Annotated in this window: 15 protein-coding genes and 1 tRNA gene; 9 read left to right on the top strand and 7 right to left on the bottom strand. The window is 64.8% G+C overall.

From position 1 onward, the window contains the following. Positions 1 to 159 precede the first annotated feature (159 nt). The 4 genes from GNZ21_RS02280 to GNZ21_RS02295 are packed head-to-tail and all read right to left on the bottom strand — an operon-like array spanning position 160 to position 4,146. Complete coding sequence (locus GNZ21_RS02280) at positions 160 to 1,272, bottom strand: cysteine desulfurase family protein (protein WP_188503827.1); 1,113 nt, start codon at positions 1,270 to 1,272, stop codon at positions 160 to 162. Beyond that, positions 1,269 to 2,174 carry a carboxylating nicotinate-nucleotide diphosphorylase gene (gene nadC, locus GNZ21_RS02285; RefSeq protein WP_157320984.1) on the bottom strand — a complete coding sequence of 302 codons (906 nt, stop codon included), beginning with the start codon at positions 2,172 to 2,174 and terminating at the stop codon, positions 1,269 to 1,271. Before nadC ends, GNZ21_RS02280 begins: the two co-directional genes overlap by 4 nt. Continuing rightward, positions 2,171 to 3,445: a quinolinate synthase NadA gene (gene nadA, locus GNZ21_RS02290; RefSeq protein ID WP_157320986.1), complete on the bottom strand. Its 1,275-nt coding sequence runs from the start codon at positions 3,443 to 3,445 to the stop codon at positions 2,171 to 2,173. The genes nadC and nadA overlap by 4 nt, the downstream gene beginning before the upstream one ends. After that, entirely contained in the window at positions 3,442 to 4,146 is a 705-nt protein-coding gene (locus GNZ21_RS02295) for an NUDIX hydrolase (protein WP_157320988.1), read from the bottom strand. The genes nadA and GNZ21_RS02295 overlap by 4 nt, the downstream gene beginning before the upstream one ends. A gap of 116 nt (positions 4,147 to 4,262) precedes the next feature. Between GNZ21_RS02295 and GNZ21_RS02300 the strand changes: the two genes are divergently transcribed. Next, positions 4,263 to 5,231 (top strand): 2-hydroxyacid dehydrogenase, encoded by a 969-nt coding sequence (locus GNZ21_RS02300; protein WP_157320990.1) that lies wholly within the window; start codon positions 4,263 to 4,265, stop codon positions 5,229 to 5,231. A gap of 70 nt (positions 5,232 to 5,301) precedes the next feature. Here the strand turns inward: GNZ21_RS02300 and tgt are convergent, their stop codons facing one another. Beyond that, entirely contained in the window at positions 5,302 to 6,558 is a 1,257-nt protein-coding gene (gene tgt, locus GNZ21_RS02305; RefSeq protein ID WP_188503826.1) for a tRNA guanosine(34) transglycosylase Tgt, read from the bottom strand. A 41-nt stretch (positions 6,559 to 6,599) separates the two neighbouring features. On the opposite strand from tgt, the gene GNZ21_RS02310 reads away from it, so the two are divergent. Further along, positions 6,600 to 7,646, top strand: coding sequence for a YeiH family protein (locus tag GNZ21_RS02310; RefSeq protein WP_157320992.1), 1,047 nt, complete (start codon positions 6,600 to 6,602; stop codon positions 7,644 to 7,646). Here GNZ21_RS02310 and GNZ21_RS02315 read toward each other — a convergent pair. Then, positions 7,643 to 8,308: a hypothetical protein gene (locus tag GNZ21_RS02315; RefSeq protein ID WP_157320994.1), complete on the bottom strand. Its 666-nt coding sequence runs from the start codon at positions 8,306 to 8,308 to the stop codon at positions 7,643 to 7,645. The two genes, GNZ21_RS02310 and GNZ21_RS02315, sit on opposite strands and share 4 nt — an antisense overlap. A gap of 151 nt (positions 8,309 to 8,459) precedes the next feature. Between GNZ21_RS02315 and GNZ21_RS02320 the strand changes: the two genes are divergently transcribed. Beyond that, positions 8,460 to 10,598, top strand: a complete 2,139-nt coding sequence (locus tag GNZ21_RS02320) for an intein-containing Rv2578c family radical SAM protein (protein ID WP_157320996.1) — start codon at positions 8,460 to 8,462, stop codon at positions 10,596 to 10,598. A gap of 23 nt (positions 10,599 to 10,621) precedes the next feature. Here the strand turns inward: GNZ21_RS02320 and GNZ21_RS02325 are convergent, their stop codons facing one another. Next, positions 10,622 to 15,955 carry a DUF4011 domain-containing protein gene (locus GNZ21_RS02325; protein WP_157320997.1) on the bottom strand — a complete coding sequence of 1,778 codons (5,334 nt, stop codon included), beginning with the start codon at positions 15,953 to 15,955 and terminating at the stop codon, positions 10,622 to 10,624. Positions 15,956 to 16,023: 68 nt separating this feature from the next. On the opposite strand from GNZ21_RS02325, the gene GNZ21_RS02330 reads away from it, so the two are divergent. The 6 genes from GNZ21_RS02330 (at position 16,024) to GNZ21_RS02355 (ending at position 17,907) form a co-directional block, all read left to right on the top strand. After that, positions 16,024 to 16,338, top strand: coding sequence for an antibiotic biosynthesis monooxygenase family protein (locus GNZ21_RS02330; RefSeq protein ID WP_157320998.1), 315 nt, complete (start codon positions 16,024 to 16,026; stop codon positions 16,336 to 16,338). Positions 16,339 to 16,406: 68 nt separating this feature from the next. Continuing rightward, positions 16,407 to 16,631 carry a DUF433 domain-containing protein gene (locus tag GNZ21_RS02335; protein ID WP_157320999.1) on the top strand — a complete coding sequence of 75 codons (225 nt, stop codon included), beginning with the start codon at positions 16,407 to 16,409 and terminating at the stop codon, positions 16,629 to 16,631. A 121-nt stretch (positions 16,632 to 16,752) separates the two neighbouring features. Then, the gene (locus GNZ21_RS02340; RefSeq protein ID WP_229659604.1) at positions 16,753 to 17,001 is read left to right on the top strand and encodes a DUF5615 family PIN-like protein; all 249 of its coding nucleotides are present in this window, start codon (positions 16,753 to 16,755) and stop codon (positions 16,999 to 17,001) included. Positions 17,002 to 17,138: 137 nt separating this feature from the next. After that, positions 17,139 to 17,211, top strand: a tRNA-Arg gene (locus tag GNZ21_RS02345). 1 nt (position 17,212) lies between these two features. Next, complete coding sequence (locus GNZ21_RS02350; RefSeq protein ID WP_157321000.1) at positions 17,213 to 17,521, top strand: nucleotidyltransferase family protein; 309 nt, start codon at positions 17,213 to 17,215, stop codon at positions 17,519 to 17,521. Continuing rightward, positions 17,518 to 17,907, top strand: coding sequence for a HepT-like ribonuclease domain-containing protein (locus GNZ21_RS02355; RefSeq protein ID WP_157321001.1), 390 nt, complete (start codon positions 17,518 to 17,520; stop codon positions 17,905 to 17,907). The genes GNZ21_RS02350 and GNZ21_RS02355 overlap by 4 nt, the downstream gene beginning before the upstream one ends. Positions 17,908 to 18,112 lie beyond the last annotated feature (205 nt).

An 18,112-nucleotide genomic window follows, 5' to 3' on the forward strand; every position in this document is an offset into this window, starting at 1 on the left:
CGAAGCCGCATAATCACCCAGCAACTCGGAGAGCCAGTTACACCACTACACGGGACTTGACCCGTGAGCTATAACCCAGGACCGATTATTGCGAACTGCTCTTATCACGGCCTACGGGGCGCGAACAGCCAACTGCAGTATTAATCCGCCGGCCCCTGATCAGGCCGGAGCGCTGTTCCGCAGGGCAGCCACGGCCCGGTGCAAATGATCCTCCGGCGTCTCAGCCCCGAAGGTGAAGCGCAGCGCAGCCTGCGCCTGGTCAGCGGAATAGCCCATCGCCGTCAGTACGGGGCTCGGCTCACTGCTACCGGCCGCACAGGCCGAACCCGAGGAGCAGCACACCCCCTGCTCCTGCAGATCCAGCAGCACCGATTCCCCGCTGCGGCCCCGCAGCACAAAGGAGGCATGCCCCGGCAGGCGTTGAGTACGGTGCCCGGTCAGCCGGGCTCCGGGAACAGCCTCCTCCACTGCGGAGACAAACTGCTCAGAACTGCGCCGCCAGGCCTCAACGTCACGACTAACAGCCAACTCCAGCGCCATCGCCATCCCCACCGCGGCAGCCACATTCTCGGTACCTGAGCGCTGCCCCCGCTGCTGACCGCCACCATGGATCAGGGGCTCGAAGGGAGTCCGCCGGCGCAGGTAAAGCGCCCCAACCCCCTTGGGGGTGCCGAGCTTATGCCCGGCCAGGCTCAGCGCCTGCACACCCAGCTCATCCACATCCAGCGGCATCGCACCAGCCGCCTGCACGGCATCGGTGTGGAAGGGCACACCATGCTGGGCCGCCACCGCGCTCAGCGAGGCGATGTCCTGCACTGTCCCTACCTCACCATTGGCAGCCTGGACACTGACCAGCGTGGTATCCGGGCGCAGGAGCCCGGCCAGCGCCTCCGGGGTGACCACACCAGCGGTATCCACCGGGATCTGCTGGACCTGAAACCCCATCCGGCCGAGCCATTCCGCCGACTCCAGCACCGCAGGATGTTCCACCGCGGAGACCAGCACATGGCGGCCCCGGGGCGCGGCCAAGGCAATCCCCTTCACCGCGGCATTGTCTGACTCCGTACCCCCGGAGGTGAAGATAATCTCTGCCGGGCGGGCCCCCAGGTGGGCCGCCACCTGCCGCCGGGCATCCTCCAGCGCACGCTCAGCGGCCAACCCGGGGTCGTGCCGGCTGGCCGGATTGGCAAAACCGCTGGTCAGATGCGGCCACATCGCCTCCAGCACCTCACGCTTGGGCGGGGCCGAGGCGGCCTCATCCAGATAGATCACTGGCTCACCCGGAAGTCCAGCCCCAGGTCCAGCCCCCGGGCGCTGTGCGTAAGCGAACCCACGCTGATCACATCCACACCGGTCTCTGCGATCGCCGCCACCGTATCCAAGGTGACCCCGCCGGAGGCCTCCACCAGAGCCCGGCCGGCGATCAGCTCCACCCCGCGGCGCAGATCACTGAGGCTGAAATTATCCAACATGATGGTGTCCGCCCCGCCCTCCATAGCGGCAGGAATCTGGTCCAGCCGGTCCACCTCCACCTCAATATGAGCAGTATGCGGCAGCCGGGCCCGGGCGGAGCGGATTGCCTGAGCCAGCTCAACCCCGGCAGCGCTCACCGCAGCCAGATGATTGTCCTTGGCCATCACTGCATCCGAAAGGCTGAACCGGTGGTTATGCCCGCCGCCGCAGCGCACCGCATAACGCTCCAGCACCCGCAGCCCGGGGGTGGTCTTGCGGGTATCAGTGATCCGCACCCCGCTGCCTTCCACCGCGGCCACATACTGTGCGGTCAGCGCAGCAATCCCAGACATCCGCTGCACCAGGTTCAGCGCGATGCGCTCGCAGGTCAGAATCGCCCGGGCCGGCCCGCTGACTCTGGCCAGCTGCTCCCCGGCACGGAACCGGGCACCCTCGGCAACCTCAAGATCTACGACGACGACGGCATCCAAAGTGCGCATGGCCCGGGCAAAGACCTCCCCACCGGAGAACACCCCGGGTTCACGGGCGGTCAGCACGGCTTCAGCCTGTGCTGAGGCCGGGACAAAGGCCTCGGTGGTCAGATCCCCGAACGGAACATCCTCCGCCAAGGCGGTGCCGATCACCTGATCAATATGCGCCGCCGCAAGCGGAGGAACGGATGCCACCGCAGCAGGCGCCTGGGAGAATTCTGCCTGGCTCATTTGGGCACAGCCGCCAGCATCCGGTCCAGCGCCACCCGCGCCGGTTCAGCGACATCGGCACTGACCGTGATCTGATTCGGAGCCCGGCCCGCCACCAGCTCATCCAGCACCCAGGCCAGGTAGCCGGGGTGAATCCGGTACATCGTGGAGCAGGGGCAGATCACCGGGTCCAAGCAGAAGATGGTGCGGTCTGGGTATTCGGCAGCCAGCCGGTTGACCAGGTTGATCTCAGTACCCACGGCGATCACGTCCCCGGGTGAGCTGGCAGCCACATATTTTCTGATTGCATCAGTGGAGCCGGCGGCGTCGGCGGCGTCCACCACCGGCATTGGGCACTCCGGGTGCACAATCACTTTGCAGCCCGGGTGCTCAGTGCGGGCCTGTTCAATCTGGGCCACAGTGAACCGCCGGTGCACAGAGCAGAACCCGTGCCAGAGCAGCACCTTGGCCTCGACCAGCGCCTGCTCGGTGTTCCCGCCCAAGGGCCGGCGCGGGTTCCACATCGGCATCTGCTCCAGCGGCACTCCCATGGCCTTGGCGGTATTGCGGCCAAGGTGCTGGTCCGGGAAGAACAGCACCCGGTGGGCCCGCTCAAAGGCCCACTCCAGCACCGTCTCGGCATTGGATGAGGTGCAGACGATCCCGCCGTGGCGGCCGCAGAAGGCTTTTAGCGCCGCCGAGGAGTTCATATAGGTCACCGGCAGCACCGGCAGCTTGCCCTCGGCATCGGGCTGCACATTCTGCGGGTCCACCCCATAGACCTCGCAGATCTCCTCCCAGGCTGCCTCCACTGAGTCCTCATCAGCCATATCGGCCATGGAGCAGCCGGCGGCCAGATTCGGCAGGATCACCTGCTGGTCATCCCGGGAGAGGATATCGGCGGTCTCCGCCATGAAGTGCACCCCGCAGAACACAATGCTCTGAGCCTCCGGCCTGGTCAGTGCGGCCTTGGCCAGCTGGAAGGAGTCGCCCAGAAAATCTGCATACTGGACCACCTCATCGCGCTGGTAGAAGTGACCCAGAATCACCAGCTCATCACCCAGAGCAGCCTTGGCGGCCCGGATCCGCCGGTGCAGCTCATCCTGTTCCATCTGCTGATAGGCCACCGGCAACTGGCCCGGGTGGGCAGTGGGCTCAGGCACCGGGTCAGCCTCTGAGGAGCCGGGACCGTAGCCAGGCATCGCATCGAACGCCCAGGGCCCGGCGGCCAACTCGGAGTTGCAGGAGTCCTTGGGGGTCAGCTGGATGCGTTCATTGACGGACAGGGTCATGGACTCTCCTCAATTGTGAGTGAATAGCGGCTGCTCTGTGGTGCGGAACGGTAGAGCCGGGGTGGGCGGTGGGCAGTGCCGGTCATCCGCCGGCCGGTGTCTTCCACTGTGCCCTGGGACAGAATCTGGCGGCGGAAGTTGGAGGGGTCCAGTGCCCGGTTCAGCACCGCCTCGTAGACCCGGCGCAGCTCAGCCAGCGCGAACTCCGCCGGCAGGAAGGCGTGGGCGATGGGGGAGTAGGTGACCTTGGCGCGCAGCCGGTCCACCGCGTAGCGGACAATCAGGTCATGGTCAAATGCCAGCGGGCCGGGCACCTCATCCACCGGATGCCAGGCCACATTCTCAGCGTCCACCGCGTGGGCGTCCTCGTCCTGGCGCACCAGGGCCCAGTAGACGATCGAAACCACCCGTTCGGGAGCATCGGGGGAGCGGTCCACATCACCAAAGGCGTAGAGCTGCTCCAGGTGCCGCGGCTGCAGCCCGGTGGTCCGGCGCATCGCAGTCCTGGCCGCCTCGCCCAGATCCTGGGAGTCCTGCAGCGGCCCGCCCGGCAGCGCCCACCGGTTTTTGAACGGCTCACGGATTCGGCGCACCAGCGGCAGCCAGAGTGTGAGCTCACCGGTATCGGGATGGGGGCGCAGCGAGAAGATCACCGTGGAGACGGCCAGCACCATATGCTGCACCGGCGGGTCCTCTGTCATGGCACCGTCCTCTGGAAGTGGAGCGCCCGGAATGGGCTTCTGGTTCGGATGACACTATGTACCTGGCCTTGTGGTCACGTCAACCTGAAGGGGGTGCTGGCTGTAATGTGAGACCCATGGGGCATGTGTATCTCTCACGGTCAGTCGGCAGCGCAGCCGAGGAGTTCTCCGCGCAGTTGGGCCGGGAGCTGAGGATCGGCTCGACCTCCTCAGACCCGCCCAGCCGCGAGGAGTTCCTGGAGGGGGTCCGTGGGGCGGAGGCGATCCTCAGCCTGGTCACCGACCGGATTGATGCGCAGCTGCTAGATGCCGCCGGAGACCAGCTGAAGGTGGTGGCCAATGTCGGCGTAGGCTACGACAACATTGACGTGGCCGCCGCGCAGGAGCGCGGAGTCACCGTGACCAACACCCCTGGGGTGCTCGATGACGCGGTGGCCGACCTGACCCTGGCGCTGATTCTGGCCACCACCAGGCGGGTGGTGGAGTCCGATCGGAAGATCCGCACCGGGGAGCCCTGGATCTGGGGTCCGCAGGACTATGTGGGCCTGCAGATCTCTGCCGGAGCCAGGCTGGGCATAGTGGGCCTGGGGCGGATCGGCATGGCAGTGGCCAAACGCGCGGCCAGCTTCGGCATGGAGATCATCGCCACCGGGCGCAGGGCCCATGACGACGACGCCGCGGCCCTGGGGGTGCGCCCCGCCGAGCTGCCAGAGCTGCTTGCCACCTCCGATGTGCTCAGCCTGCACTGCCCGCTGAAGCCGGAGACCCGCCACCTGATCAATCAGTACACGCTGGCGGCGATGAAGCCCGGCAGCTATCTGATCAACACCGGCCGCGGACCTCTGGTGGATGAACAGGCCCTGGCAGATGCCCTGGACTCCGGTCATCTAGCCGGTGCAGGTTTGGACGTCCATGAGTTCGAGCCGCAGACCAACCCGCGGTTGCGGGCCATGGAGCAGGTGGTGCTGCTGCACCATATCGGTTCCGCCGGCGATAAGACCCGCTATGACATGGCCGCACTGGCCTTCCGCAACGCCAGCGCAGTGCTCAACGGTGAGGACCCCCTGACCCCGGTGACCCACTGACCCCGGTCAGTGCCTGAAGTTAGGGGCAGCCGGGGGGAGGGGCGGCGTCGTCGTTGGCTGGTGGGGTTGTTCAGATGCGTCCCTGGTACCGGCCCAGGGTCTCATCGCGGAAGGCGAAGAACTCTCCGGCGGAGATCGCAGCCCGGATGTCATCGACCAGCTTCACCGTGAAGTACTCGTTGTGAATGGTCATCAACGTGTGCACCAGCATCTCCTTGGCCTTGAACAGGTGGTGCAGATAGGCCTTGGAGTAGTTGGCGCAGGTATAGCAGCCGCAGTCGTCCTGTACCGGGGTGAAGTCCCGCCGGTATTTGGCCTGCGGAATGTTGAAGTAGCCCTGCGGGGTGTAGACCCGCCCGTTGCGTGCCACTCGTGACGGCTGTACGCAGTCGAACGTGTCTGCCCCGTTCTCAATGGCGGTGAAGAAATCCTCCGGCTCGGAGATCCCCAGCAGGTGCCGCGGCTTGTTCTCGGGCAGCTCCTGGCAGACCCAGCCGACAATGGTGCCCAGGTTCTCCTTCTCCAGGGCCCCGCCGATGCCGAAGCCGTCGAAGACCTGCCCTTCGATCTCCATGGCGCCCAAGTCCTGGGCGGCCTTGCGGCGCAGATCCTCATATTGGGCCCCCTGCAGCACTCCGAAGAGCGCCTGGTAGGGCTTAGTGCTGCGGTCAGCAGTCAGCTGGGCATGGGCTGCCAGGCACCGCTGCGCCCAGCGGCGGGTGCGCTCCAGGGACTCCTCCTGGTAGCTGCGGGTGTTGAACAGGGTGGTCAGCTCATCGAAGGCGAAGATGATATCGGCACCGATCTCGTGCTGCAGCCGCATGGAGATCTCCGGGGTGAACCGGTGCTCGGTGCCGTCGATATGCGATTTGAACGTCACCCCGTCCTCGTCCACAAAGGCCCGGCGCTCATGCTCAGCGGCCATCGCCTGGTCATCGGCCACCCGTGCGGCATCCATCGAGATGGTCTTCTTGAAGCCGACCCCCAGGCTCATCACTTGGAAGCCTCCGGAATCGGTAAAGGTGGGCCCAGGCCAGTTCATGAACTTCCCCAGCCCGCCGGCGGCATCGAGCACATCGGTGCCCGGCTGCAGGTTCAGATGGTAGGCATTGGCCAGCACCGCCTGGGCCCCGAGTTCGGACATCTCCTCGGGGCGCACCGCTTTGACTGTGGCCTTGGTGGCTACCGGAATGAACGCCGGGGTCTGGATCTGACCATGCGGGGTAGTGATGGTGCCGGTGCGGCCCAACCCGCCCTCGATCCGGTCATGGACGGCGAAGGAGAAGGGGCGGGCAGCGGAAGCCGGGGCGGTATCGGAATCAGGCACCGGAACAGTCTAATGGCGGCCCAGACGACTAGACTGTCCCGGTGGCAAGATTCGATCCTGAGAGCTGGGCCCAGCGTGCTGAGCAGATCTATCCCGGGGCGATTCTCGCCTTCGTGGGCGCGGCAGTGGCCCACTACTTCCTGGATGAGTGGATCCCGGTCTCATCCCTACTGATCGCGGTGCTGATCGGCATCATCCTGCGCACTGCGGGACTGGTCCCCAGCTGGGCCGAGGCCGGTTTCAAATGGGCCGCCAAGTTCCCGCTGCGGCTGGGAATTGTGCTGCTGGGCCTGCGGCTGGCTTTCAGCGACATCCTGGGCCTGGGCTGGGAGGTCCTGGTGATCGTCCTGGTCACCGTCACCGTCACCTTCGCCGGGATCAGGCTGCTGGGCCCGGTGTTCCGCACTGACCGCACCACCGCCTCACTGCTGGCCACCGGTACCGCGATCTGTGGTGCCTCCGCGGTGGCGGCAGCCTCCGCTGTGCTGGACCGCGGGGACGGCCGGGATCAGCAGAACCGCCCTCTGGGTGGGCCCACAGCCACTGCGCTGGCAGTAGTCACCCTCTGGGGCACTGTGGCTATGCTCGCCCTGCCGGCCCTGATCCCAATGCTGGGCCTGGGGGAGCACGCCGGGGGAGTCTGGATCGGTGCCAGCGTGCATGAAGTGGGTCAAGTGGTGGCCGCCGGCGGAATGGTCGGAGCCACCGCCCTGGCTGTGGCCACTATGGTCAAGCTCGCCCGGGTGCTGCTGCTGGCCCCTGTGGTGGTGACCCTGCGCATCGGCGCCCGCGGCGCAGAGTCGGATGGCACCTCAACTCAGGGAAAGCGGCCCCCGCTGCTGCCCTGGTTTGTGATCGGATTCCTGGCCGCGGTGCTGTTCAGCTCCACTATCGGAGTCCCGGCAGGCCAGCAGCAGCTGCTCACCGGCACCACTGAGCTGCTGATCACCATCGCGATGGTGGGTATCGGCTCCCAGGTGAACCTGCGTGAGCTGGCAGTGACCGGTATGCCGGCGCTGCTGCTGGGCGGCGCAGGCAGCCTGCTGGCGGCGGCCACGGCTTATGGTGGCGTCGTCGTTCTTCTCTAGTACGGCTGCGGCGGTACGGTGCCGGGAGCAGGTGGCTGCTGGTTGGGGTGCTGGTCGGGGTGTTGGTCAGAGTACGGGTTGGGGTGTCGGGCAGGCCGTTGGGCCTCGAGAATGCGCATATGCACTGAGGCCAGCCAGCCAATCTTCTCTGCCTGAGATCCATCAAGGAGCTTCGCCGGACTGAGCGCGGGCACTTTGAGAAGTTTGGCGTTGAGGTTCTGCAGCCAGGCCCCTATGCCGCCCATCTGACTGACCAGCATGTCGTGGCCGCGCGGGGTGAAGACGATGACCCCGTGGTCTTGCTGGGCCCCACGGACGCGCTGGGTGATCTCCCCGACCACCTCCACCTCTGACCAAGGCACCCGGGCATTGCGGTAGCCGATGTCCTGCCAGGTCACCACAATGTTCCAGACACCGGTCAGCTGGGAGAAGCCCAAAGGTGCGAGCAGAAGCAGGAGCGCGCCGGTCACAGGCAGCACAATGCGTGGGGCCAGATCCATGCCTTCAGCCATCAGTGGGATGATGATCAGCAGCAGCCCGACCAGAACGAACAGCACTCCGGCAACCACCGCGACTACGCGTTTTTTTGGGCTCAGCCCGATCTCCACGGTGCCCTGCTGCAGCAGCTGCCGCTCCCACTCCTGAGGCTTGTTCTCAGCCATATCTCTCCTCAATCTGCGTTCAGCCGGTGGATCCACTGCGGCTTCGGGTCAGCCCCTAGGAGTACTTGTGGGTATGTCCTAGGGGATGCTTACGGTGTCGTGGTCGATCATATCTCTTGATCTCCATTAGTAAATGTGTTCGAATTGGCGTATGCGCTGGGAAGGTCAGAAGATCGACGACGCCGCGGGCCCGGCTCTGCTGCCCATGAAGGGCTTGGTGCGTTCGGTGCGCACTCCGGAGTTCGAGGGCGTGACCTTCCATGAAGTGGCCGCGAAGACTGCCTTGAATAAAGTTCCGGGGCAGTCCAATATGCCGTTTTCCTGGACCGTCAACCCCACCCGTGGCTGTCTCCATCAGTGCCGCTACTGCCTGAGCCCGGAGACTCTGATCCTGATGTCGAATGGGCGGCAGAAGAGACTTGATGACATTCGAGTGGGAGAGCGGGTGGTTGGGAGTCGGCTGAAGGGCAGATACCGCTATTACGTCGAGGCGGAGGTGGGTGCGGTGTGGCGAACTCGCAAGCGGGCTTATCGTGTCACTCTTGAAGACGGAACTGAACTCGTGGCAAGTGCAGATCACCGGTTCCTTACAGAACGTGGGTGGAAGTACGTGGCGCCGTTGGCCACGGGACAAGGTCAGCGGCCGTATCTCACCACTAACAACTCCATGATGGGTTTTGGGCTGGGAAGTGCCGCGAGTGCCTATCGTGAACCGCTTGCCAACTCGTATTATCGCGCTGGTTATCTCGCGGGTATGATTCGTGGCGACGGGATGATGGTCGATAAGACCTATACCAGGAAGAGCAACGGCAAACCCTATCGCGTCACCATTTTTCGATTGGCTCTTGCTGATATGGACGCCCTGGCGCGAAGTCAGGAGTATCTCGCGCGAGAAGGAATCGACACTTCGCTGAAGCCGTTCTCGACGGGCTCTTCCTCGCGAAAGCCCATGAATATGATCGTCACGTCGAAGCGCGCTCACTATCAGCAGATTCAGAAGCTCATTTCCTGGCCCACAGTGCCGACTGATGAGTGGGAGCAAGGGTTCCTTGCCGGCATATTTGATGCCGAAGGCTCGTTCTCCGGCAGTGCTCTACGAATATCTAACTCGGATGAGAGTATTCTGCAGCATATTGAAGCTGGCCTAGAGAACTTTCAAATGCCTTTTGTTCGAGAACGGGCGAATGCACGCGGGGTAGCCACTATACGGCTCACCGGGGGAGCAGCTGCATATAGGCGGTTCTTCCACCTAGTAAAACCGGCCATCATTAGGAAGCTCTCTATTCTGGGCAGGGCAGTTAAGACTTCAAGCAAGCTCAGAGTGGTTAGCGTCGAAGATCTCGGCATGGAGCAATCAATGATTGATATCACGACCGGTACAGGGGACTTCATCGCAAATGGGGTGATCAGCCATAATTGCTTCGCGAGAAAAACGCATGAATATTTGGATTTAGACTCAGGCCAGGACTTCGACACCCAAATTGTGGTCAAAACCAATGTGGCCGAAGTGCTGCGGGCAGAGCTGGCCAAGCCCAGCTGGAAGCGCGAACATGTGGCCCTAGGCACCAATACTGACCCCTATCAGCGGGCGGAGGGCCGCTACCGGCTGATGCCCGGGATCATCCAGGCTCTGGCTGAATCCGGCACACCGTTCTCCATCCTCACCAAGGGGCCGCTGCTGAAGCGCGATATCCCGCTGCTGAAAGAGGCCGCCCAGCAGGTGCCGGTCTCAGTGGCGGTCTCTTTGGCCATTATGGACACTGAGCTGCAGCAGCGGGTGGAACCCGGGACTCCGGACCCGAGGGCGCGGCTGGGGCTGATCCGGGCGATCACCGATGCGGGTCTGGACTGCAATGTGCTGGCGATGCCGATCCTGCCCTGGCTCACCGACTCCGAGGAGCATCTGGACGCCCTGCACGCAGCGCTGGCCGATGCGGGGGCCAGCTGGGTGACCACCGGTGCCCTGCATCTGCGGCCCGGCGCCCGCGAATGGTTCATGCAGTGGCTGCAGGCCGAGTTCCCGGCTCTGGTGCCCCGGTATCGGCAGCTCTACAGGGGCAAGCGGGGCGGGTTCACCAGCTACGCCTCAGCCGAGTACAAGAAGTGGCTGGGTGCCCGTGCTGGCGAAGCGCGGCGCCGTCACGGTTTTGTGATCCGGGAGGACCGCGTCTGGCGGGGCAGGGAATCACCGGAGAAGGCTGCAGGGCAGCAGCCGCCGACGGGAGACCAGCAGCCTCAGTTGGAAGGCTTGGAGACTGCCGCCGGACCGGCACAGCCTGCCCTGTTCTGACCAGCCCTGTTCTGAGGGTCCGGTCACTGAGCATCCTCAGCGGGGGCGTACTGGTCCTCTGCGGTGGCGATGATCAGGCGCCGGGACAGAGCTTGGGTGAAGATACCCTCCAGGCGCTGCTGGATTCTGGTGCCCATCCTCTGGTGGCCGTAGAGCCGGGCTGTGGAGCGCAGCAGATCCTCCTGGGAGGCGCGGAAGGCCTGTCTGAGCACCTGGACCATCACCTCACGCAGCTCCTGATCCGAGACCTGCTCCACATGCCGCTGAGCCACCGTGAGGCCATCCTGCTGCGCCGCCGGCTGGGGCGTTGCAGAGCTGGCACGCGGTTCAGCGGGAGGTTCCGGTGCTGGGCGGGCAGCTGGATCGGCCTGCTCGGCTGTTCTGCAGATCCGGGAGACTACGGCCTGCGGGTCACGGAGCCACTCCGGGAGCCAGATCCGCTCCACAGCTGCCCAGCCCATCGTGCCGATGAGCACACTCTGCGGCAGGCTCTCCCGGTCTCCGACGCTGCGCCGAGCGCCCCAGGCGGGGTCATCCAGCAGCACAGCCACCCAGGGCCGGTCCCCGGATCGGAGAGCGAAATCCACATGAAAATCGGAGAGGCCCAGGCGGGGCAGTACCTCCAGCCCGGCTGCTTCAAGCCGCTCCTGAACCTCCGCGTGGTGCATGTCCCTGGGCTGCTCGGGGGCAGTACTGCTGACCTGGTGGCTGCCTTGCTGGTGGTTGCCCTGCTGGTCATGATTCTGTTCTGCGGCGAGCAGATACTCCTTCAGGTCTGCCAGGCCCTGGGAGGCAGAGTTCCGCAGGTCCAATTCCCGCGGGTGGAAGGAGGAGATGATCCGCACCTTTTCCCTGGCGCGGGTGATGGCCACATTGAGGCGCCGTTCACCGCCTGCGGCGGTCATGGCTCCCCACTGCAGCGGCACCCGTCCCTTGGCATCCCGGGAGAAGGCCAGGGTGAAGATCACGGTGTCCCGCTCATCGCCCTGCACGTTCTCCAGGTTCTTGACGAACAGCGGTTCATCCTCCCGGCTCAGTGCTGCCTGAATCTTCGGGTCCTCACTGCTCTCCAGCATGTCCAGGAGCAGATCACGCTGTGGGACATTGAACGTGACCACTCCGATGCTCTGCTCCGGAGCTTCCTCCAGCAGCCGCTGGATCTGGAGGAGAACCTCCTCAGCCTCCACCCGGTTGACCCGGGCGGCGCCGCGGCCGCCCTCCCAGAGACCGTCAACCACCTTCAACTGAATGGCCCGGGAGGATCCTGCCTCCGGGGGAGCGGGGAAGGTGGAGAGCCGCCCCTGGTAGTACTGGCGGTTGGAGAAGGCCACAAGGGACTCATCCTTGGACCGGTAGTGCCAGGTCAGCCACAGCCGGGGCAGTCCTGACTCATGGGCCTCGGAGAGGATCGAATCGAGATCAACCGGCACCAGGGCATCCTCGGACTCCTCGGCCCCGGAGTGGGCGAACGCCTGGCTTGGCGGCATCTGCTTGGTATCGCCTACGATCACCACGGACTTTCCGCGGCCCATAGCGCCGATCGCCTCCGGGACCCGGATCTGGGAGGCCTCGTCAAAGACCACTACGTCAAAGTCCACCGAACCGGCGGGAAGGAACCGGGCCACCGAATCGGGGCTCATCAGCAAGCAGGGCGCAGCTGCGGTGATCAGTTCCCCGTAGTTCTCAAAGAGCTGCCGGATTCGCAAGCCGCCCCGGCGGCGCCCGATCTGACGCTGCAGTTCCGCCACTGCGCCCAGTTCAGCCTCCGGGGAGAAGCCGCGCGCCTCAAGAAGCTCAGCGGGCAGCTGGTCCCGCAGCAGCTTCCGGCGTTGGGCGGCGGCCTGTGTGAACGTCTCGGCATGGCGCTGGTGAACGGCTTGGTCAAAGCGGTGCAGCCCGGTGGTGTGCAGGCGCTCCTGAAGGGCAGCCTCGGTCAGTGCCCGGCGCAGCGCAAGTTCTACCTCCCCAGCAGGCAGCTGACCACTCAGTGCGGCCTGCGCTGCTGCCGCGAGACCGCTTCCCCGCAGCGCCTCGGCATGGGTGGAGACCTCCGCCCAGCGGCTGAGTTCCAGCAGCACCGCATCACCGCAGTCCTGGCGCCAGCTCTGGGCGCTGGCCTGGACCGCGGCGGTGCGTACCGGGGCTTTCTCCCCGGTGACTCCGGCTGCCCAGCGCTGCAGGGAGCTCTCATCCGCGCCGAGCAGCTCGATCAGGGTGCCCCAGGCCTCAGCCGCCTGAGCTGCCTCTGGCAGGGGAAGCTCTGCAGGACGGCCATCATTGAACAGTGCCGAGGCCAGCTGCTCGATCTTTTCTGAGTCCTCTGAGCTGCTGAACGCCTGCTGCAGCTCTGTCCAGGCTGACCGGAGCTCCTTCAGGGCACCGAAATGCTCCACGAGCTGGTTGGTGTCCACTGCGCTGCGCAGACTCAGGTGATCGGCCAGCTCATCCAGCAGGCGCTCCTGACGCCGCCTGCGGCCGAAGGGCCAGAGACTGTTCTCAATCTGCTCGGCACGCTGGGCAATATAGTCCAGATCCAGGTCCAAGGCGCTGCGCCGGAAGCCCGGAACCAGAGCCTGCAGCCACGTCCAGGCAGCCTGGATCTGCTCAGCTGTCAGAGCCAGGCCCAGCAGCTCAGCGGCCGGTGATCCGACCAACTGCTCCTCAGCGTGCAGAACTCCCAGGGCCGCAGCAGCAACAGCCTGTGGGTCCCAGCTGCCTGTCTCCAACCGGGCCAGTGCCCACGGGTGGGAGCCCGGTGGGGCACCCAGGTCAGCCAGGGCACGGTCCAGTGCTGCGGCGTCGTCGTAGGCTTTGGCAAAGTCCAGGTTGCGGACGCTGTGGTGGTCCACCTGCAGATCATGGGCAGAAGTCCCCTCAGCGGCGGTCAGCTCCAGGTTCAGCTGCCTGGCCTGCCAGGTGCTCAGCCCTGCCGGACCGGGGCAGTGCAGGGCCTGCGGGTAGCGGTCCAGCTGCTGGGCCGCAGACAGAGCGCGGGACTGCACGGCATCCCAGCTCAGCGGTGTGCTGGCCTGGGCCTCCAGAGCTTGGCGGATCTGGTCACGGACCGAGGCCAGTGACTGGTTCTTCCCGTGGATATCCAGCACAAATGGTTCCAGTCCCACCTCGGTGAGCCGGCGCTGCACCACCTCCAGGGCAGCCTGCTTCTCGGCCACGAACAGCACCTTCTTGCCCCGGTGCAGGCACTCCGCGATGAGATTGGTGATGGTCTGGGACTTGCCCGTTCCCGGAGGTCCCTCCAGGATGAAGCTGCGGCCGGCAGCCGCCCAGCGCACTGCCTCCACCTGAGATCCATCAGCGGGCACCGGCAGGCGCATGGTGACCTCAGCCAGCGGATCCGGCTCGGGTGCAGGGACATCATCGCTGAACGGTTCCCCGGCGTGCTTTACCAGGTGGCTGATATGGCGGCGGGTCATGAACTGCTGCCAGTTCTGGCTCAAATCCCGCCAGAGGTCCACGGTGGAGAACTGGGCCAGGGCTAGGTGCGCAGACTCATGAATGGTGAAGTTCTCCAGCTGCTGATCCAGAAGCAGCCGGCGCAGCTGCTCCACTGCGGCTGGGATATCCGGCTCGCCGTCCCGCAGGGGAGGGGCCAGCAGAGGGTCGAGGGTGATGCCCAGCTCGGCACGCAGCTTCTCCACCAGGCTGATATTGGCCTGAGTCTCCCGGGTCTCATCCAGAGTGATCCGGAAAGGAGTGCGGCCCCGGCCCCCGGTCAGTGAGACCGGCACCAGGAACAGCGGAGCCTTACCGCCCTGCCGCCGGCCGCCCCGCGGTCCGGCATCCTCCCAGCTGAGCGTTCCTACCGCGATGTAGAGCGGGTCGGCACCGGTCTCCTCGGCGGTGGTGGCCGCCCGGCGCTGCAGTGAGCGCAGCCGGCGCAGGAACTCGGTGAAGCCCAGTAACGCGAAGATGCGCTGCTCATGCTCCAGGATCTGGGTGAGGGCGGCGGCATCCACCTCCGCGGCGGTGCGTGCGCCTTGGGCTCTGTGCAGATCCTCGATCTGGCCGTGCTCATCCACGGTGAGCCGAGCGCCTGAGCGCAGGGCCTCCACCAGTGTCCCCAGCGCCCCAGCTGGTACATGCAGCTCAGCGGAGCTGGAGGCAGCCAGCCGCAGCAGCGGGTTGCGGAAGCTGAGGTCCAGCAGAGAGCGCCGCCACCGTTCGATCCGCGCCGGGGCCTGTGGCTGGCTCAGTCCGGGATGCTCTGTGGCGCTCGCTGCCTCGGCCGGGGTGCGGTGCCGGGCTGGCTCCTCTGCGCCGGTGCTGCCGGGCTGGGTCACTATCTCCACCACGGGGGTCTGCCCCTCCCAGTGCACCTCCGGCAAGGGGGAGATCCGCCGGTGCGCGGCATGCACATCCAAGAGGTAGAGGCCCTCCCGTTCGTAGCTGGGCCACCAGTGCCGGGCATGCTCGGCTGCGGAGTCGAAATCCATGGCCCGCTCCCCGCGGCACACACCGCTGACCTCCACTGCTTCAAACAGCTGGGAGTCGGCGATATTTGCGATCGTGGAGGGGGAGTCGACCACAGTGGCCGGCAGCCGGTGCGGTTCCGCCAGCCAGCCCAGCAGCACATGGCGTTCGCTGAGTGCCAGCACACTGTGTAGGCCCGCCTGTTCCACAGCGGCGGCGAAGAGCGTTGCCAGCTCCAGGGTGCTGGCCCGCCGGGCGGTGAGGATCTCGGCAGGCTGTCTGATCCGGTGGCCTCCGGAGAGCAGACCCTCGGCGTTGCTGATATGAGCGAGTCCCACAGTGCTCAGCGCATGGTAGATGCCCCGGACAATCTGGCGGACCCGGCCCGGCCCGGACTGGTATCCGGCGATCTCTGCGGACCCGGTGAAGTGCTCCAGGGCTGCGGCGGTCTCATCGAGCAGCTCGGCCACCGCTGCGCTCTGCGGGCGGATGAACGCAGCCAGCGACTCTCTGACGCCCTCGGCCCACCACTGATCGGCAGGCAGGATACGTACCGGGACACTGGTGCTGGTCCCGGTGGTCTCGTGGGTGGCATGCAGCCGGGTGACGGCTGCAGATTCGAGGTTCAGCAGTGCGGTGAGGCTCAGCGGCCAGTCCAGCTGAGCCCGGGGCACAGTGTAGATCTCTCCGGGCTCCAGGGCAGGGATCTCCAGGCGCAGCGGCTGCTCAGCCAGGTTCAGGTGGCCCAGGGCCTCCAGCCGGAGGGTGAGGGCCAGAGGTGAGGAGGCGGCGTCGTTGGCATTGCTCACCTCTGCTGAGGAGATCAGCGGCACCTGGTTGTGCATCAGGGCATAGTTGAGAGCATCCCGGGAATCGATCACGACGTCCACACCCGCGTGCTGTGCGCTGAGGTGAAGTGTGCCCATGAACCTATCTTGCCCGCTGCCGGGGCGCGGGAGTGAATGCGACGCCGCAGAAATGCGAGAATGCAGGCATGAGCAGTGTTATCAAAATCAATGCGATTACGGTCCCAGAGGACTCCGGCACTGAGCTGGGGGAGCGCTTCGCCGCTCGGCACGGGTCAATGGATGGAACACCCGGCTTCCAGGGCTATGAGCTGCTGCAGCCCTCTGATGGGCGCAATGTGTGGCTGGTGGTGACTCGCTGGGACTCGGAGGAGGACTTCGAGAACTGGCGGAACTCTCAGCACTTCGCTAAGTCCCACGGTGAGGGCCAGGAGGGTGCGAAGAAGAAGCCGGTGGGCATGTCCAGCGAACTGTGGAGCTACACCGTCTCCACCACCGGGTGATCTTCACTCGTGCTCTTCTCCGCGACCGGCAAGGGGCGTAGGCTTCACTCAGAGAGGAGACGAGATTCATGGATCGTATTGCAGTAGACCACCGAGTCATGGGAGGCATGCCCTGTATCCAGGGCACCCGCATCCCCGTGTCCATGATTGTGGGGCGGATCGCCGAAGGCGCTTCCGAGTCAGAGGTCTTGGAGGATTACCCCCAACTCACCCCCGACGATATTCACGCGGCACTGCGATATGCCGCTGCGGTACTGGATCAGCGTGAGCTCCCTCTTCAATCTGCCGCATGAAGTATTTGCTGGATGAGTGCCTCAGCGCACGGGTGGCCAAAAGTATGGCTGCTGCGGGGTACGACGTCCTGCACGCGGTCGATCTCGGATTGCTTGGTGAGGTCGATGAGCACGTCACGTCATGCTGGCTGCGAAACGGGAGGGCCGCGTTCTCATTTCGGCGGACACTGACTTTGGAGAGTTGCTGGCAAGAAGCGGTGATGTCCTGCCCAGTGTGGTGCTCCTGCGTAGGGCTGGCAAGGCTCCCGAGGAGCAGTCGGAGCTCTTGGTCAACAACCTCCCTGTGATCGAACCCGAGCTCAAGGACGGAGCCTTCGCCACCATCACGGAGGACCGCATCAGGATCCGGCCCCTGCCGCTGCGTCGCTGACGAGACGTGGATGGCGTAGGCAGTTTGGAAGCAGTCTCGGACGGCTTGGTGAGGTTGTATCAGCCCCTTCAGCTAGGCGCTCGGCGGATCAGCTGGTAATCTATATCGGTCAGCTCGACGGCAACGTCCTGACCCCCGCCTCCGTAGCTCAGGGGATAGAGCGTCGGTTTCCGGTACCGAAGGCCAGAGGTTCGAATCCTCTCGGGGGCACATGAGCACTGGCACTGTTCCAGAGCGCCGCCCTTCGGATGTGCTCCGCGAGCGGCGTCAGGAAGTGCTGGACTACCTCCACTCCCAGGGCATCAAAGACGTACGGGTCTTCGGCTCAGTTGCACGGGGTGATGATTCTCCCTCCTCGGATATTGATCTGCTTGTCGTGACCCCGCCCAAGATGGGCCTTCGTTTCGCCCGGGTGTACCGTGAACTCAACGAACTGCTCGGTGTGCCAGTGGATCTTGTTGATCAGGCGGGGCTCCGGAGCCAGCATCGGGAGCTCATCAAGGATGCTCGGCCCTTATGACAACCTCGCAGGATGACCACTGGATCACACGGCAATATTCGCCCAGGGTTTATCAGTGGTTGGAGGACTTCCTGCGGCATGCGGAGACCGCTGCGCGGTTTGTTCAGCGGGAAGACCGGGAGCACGAAACTGCTCAGCTCGCCGCCAGGATGATCTTCATCGACTGCGGTGAAACTGTGTACCGGATTGACAGGGCCAACCCGGAGTTTCTGATGGACTTCCCTGAACTGGAGCTGCGGGATGTCTATGCCATGCGCAACATCTCGGCCCATGGCTACAACATCGTGAACTATGACGTTATCTGGGACGCATTGGAGAACGACATTCCACGTATTGCGGCCAAGATCAGAGCGTTCCTGAATTCAGGCATTCGTCCTGATTGCTGAGCGTTTCGGGGTCAGACCCGAGAACCAAGATCTCAGTGATGTGACATTTTTGGCGCCACCCCTGCTTCCGTGGTTCGAGGGGGATGATTGGATCAAAAGCACTGGTGGTTCTCAGAAGTTCTTTCTCTCGGTGCACTTTAGTGGCTCTTCGCAGATGAGGGTGTAGAGGTGCCCACGTTGGGCGGGGTCGGCGTGGCGTTGGGTG

Source organism: Nesterenkonia alkaliphila (genome assembly GCF_009758175.1).
Taxonomy (GTDB): Bacteria; Actinomycetota; Actinomycetes; order Actinomycetales; family Micrococcaceae; genus Nesterenkonia; species Nesterenkonia alkaliphila.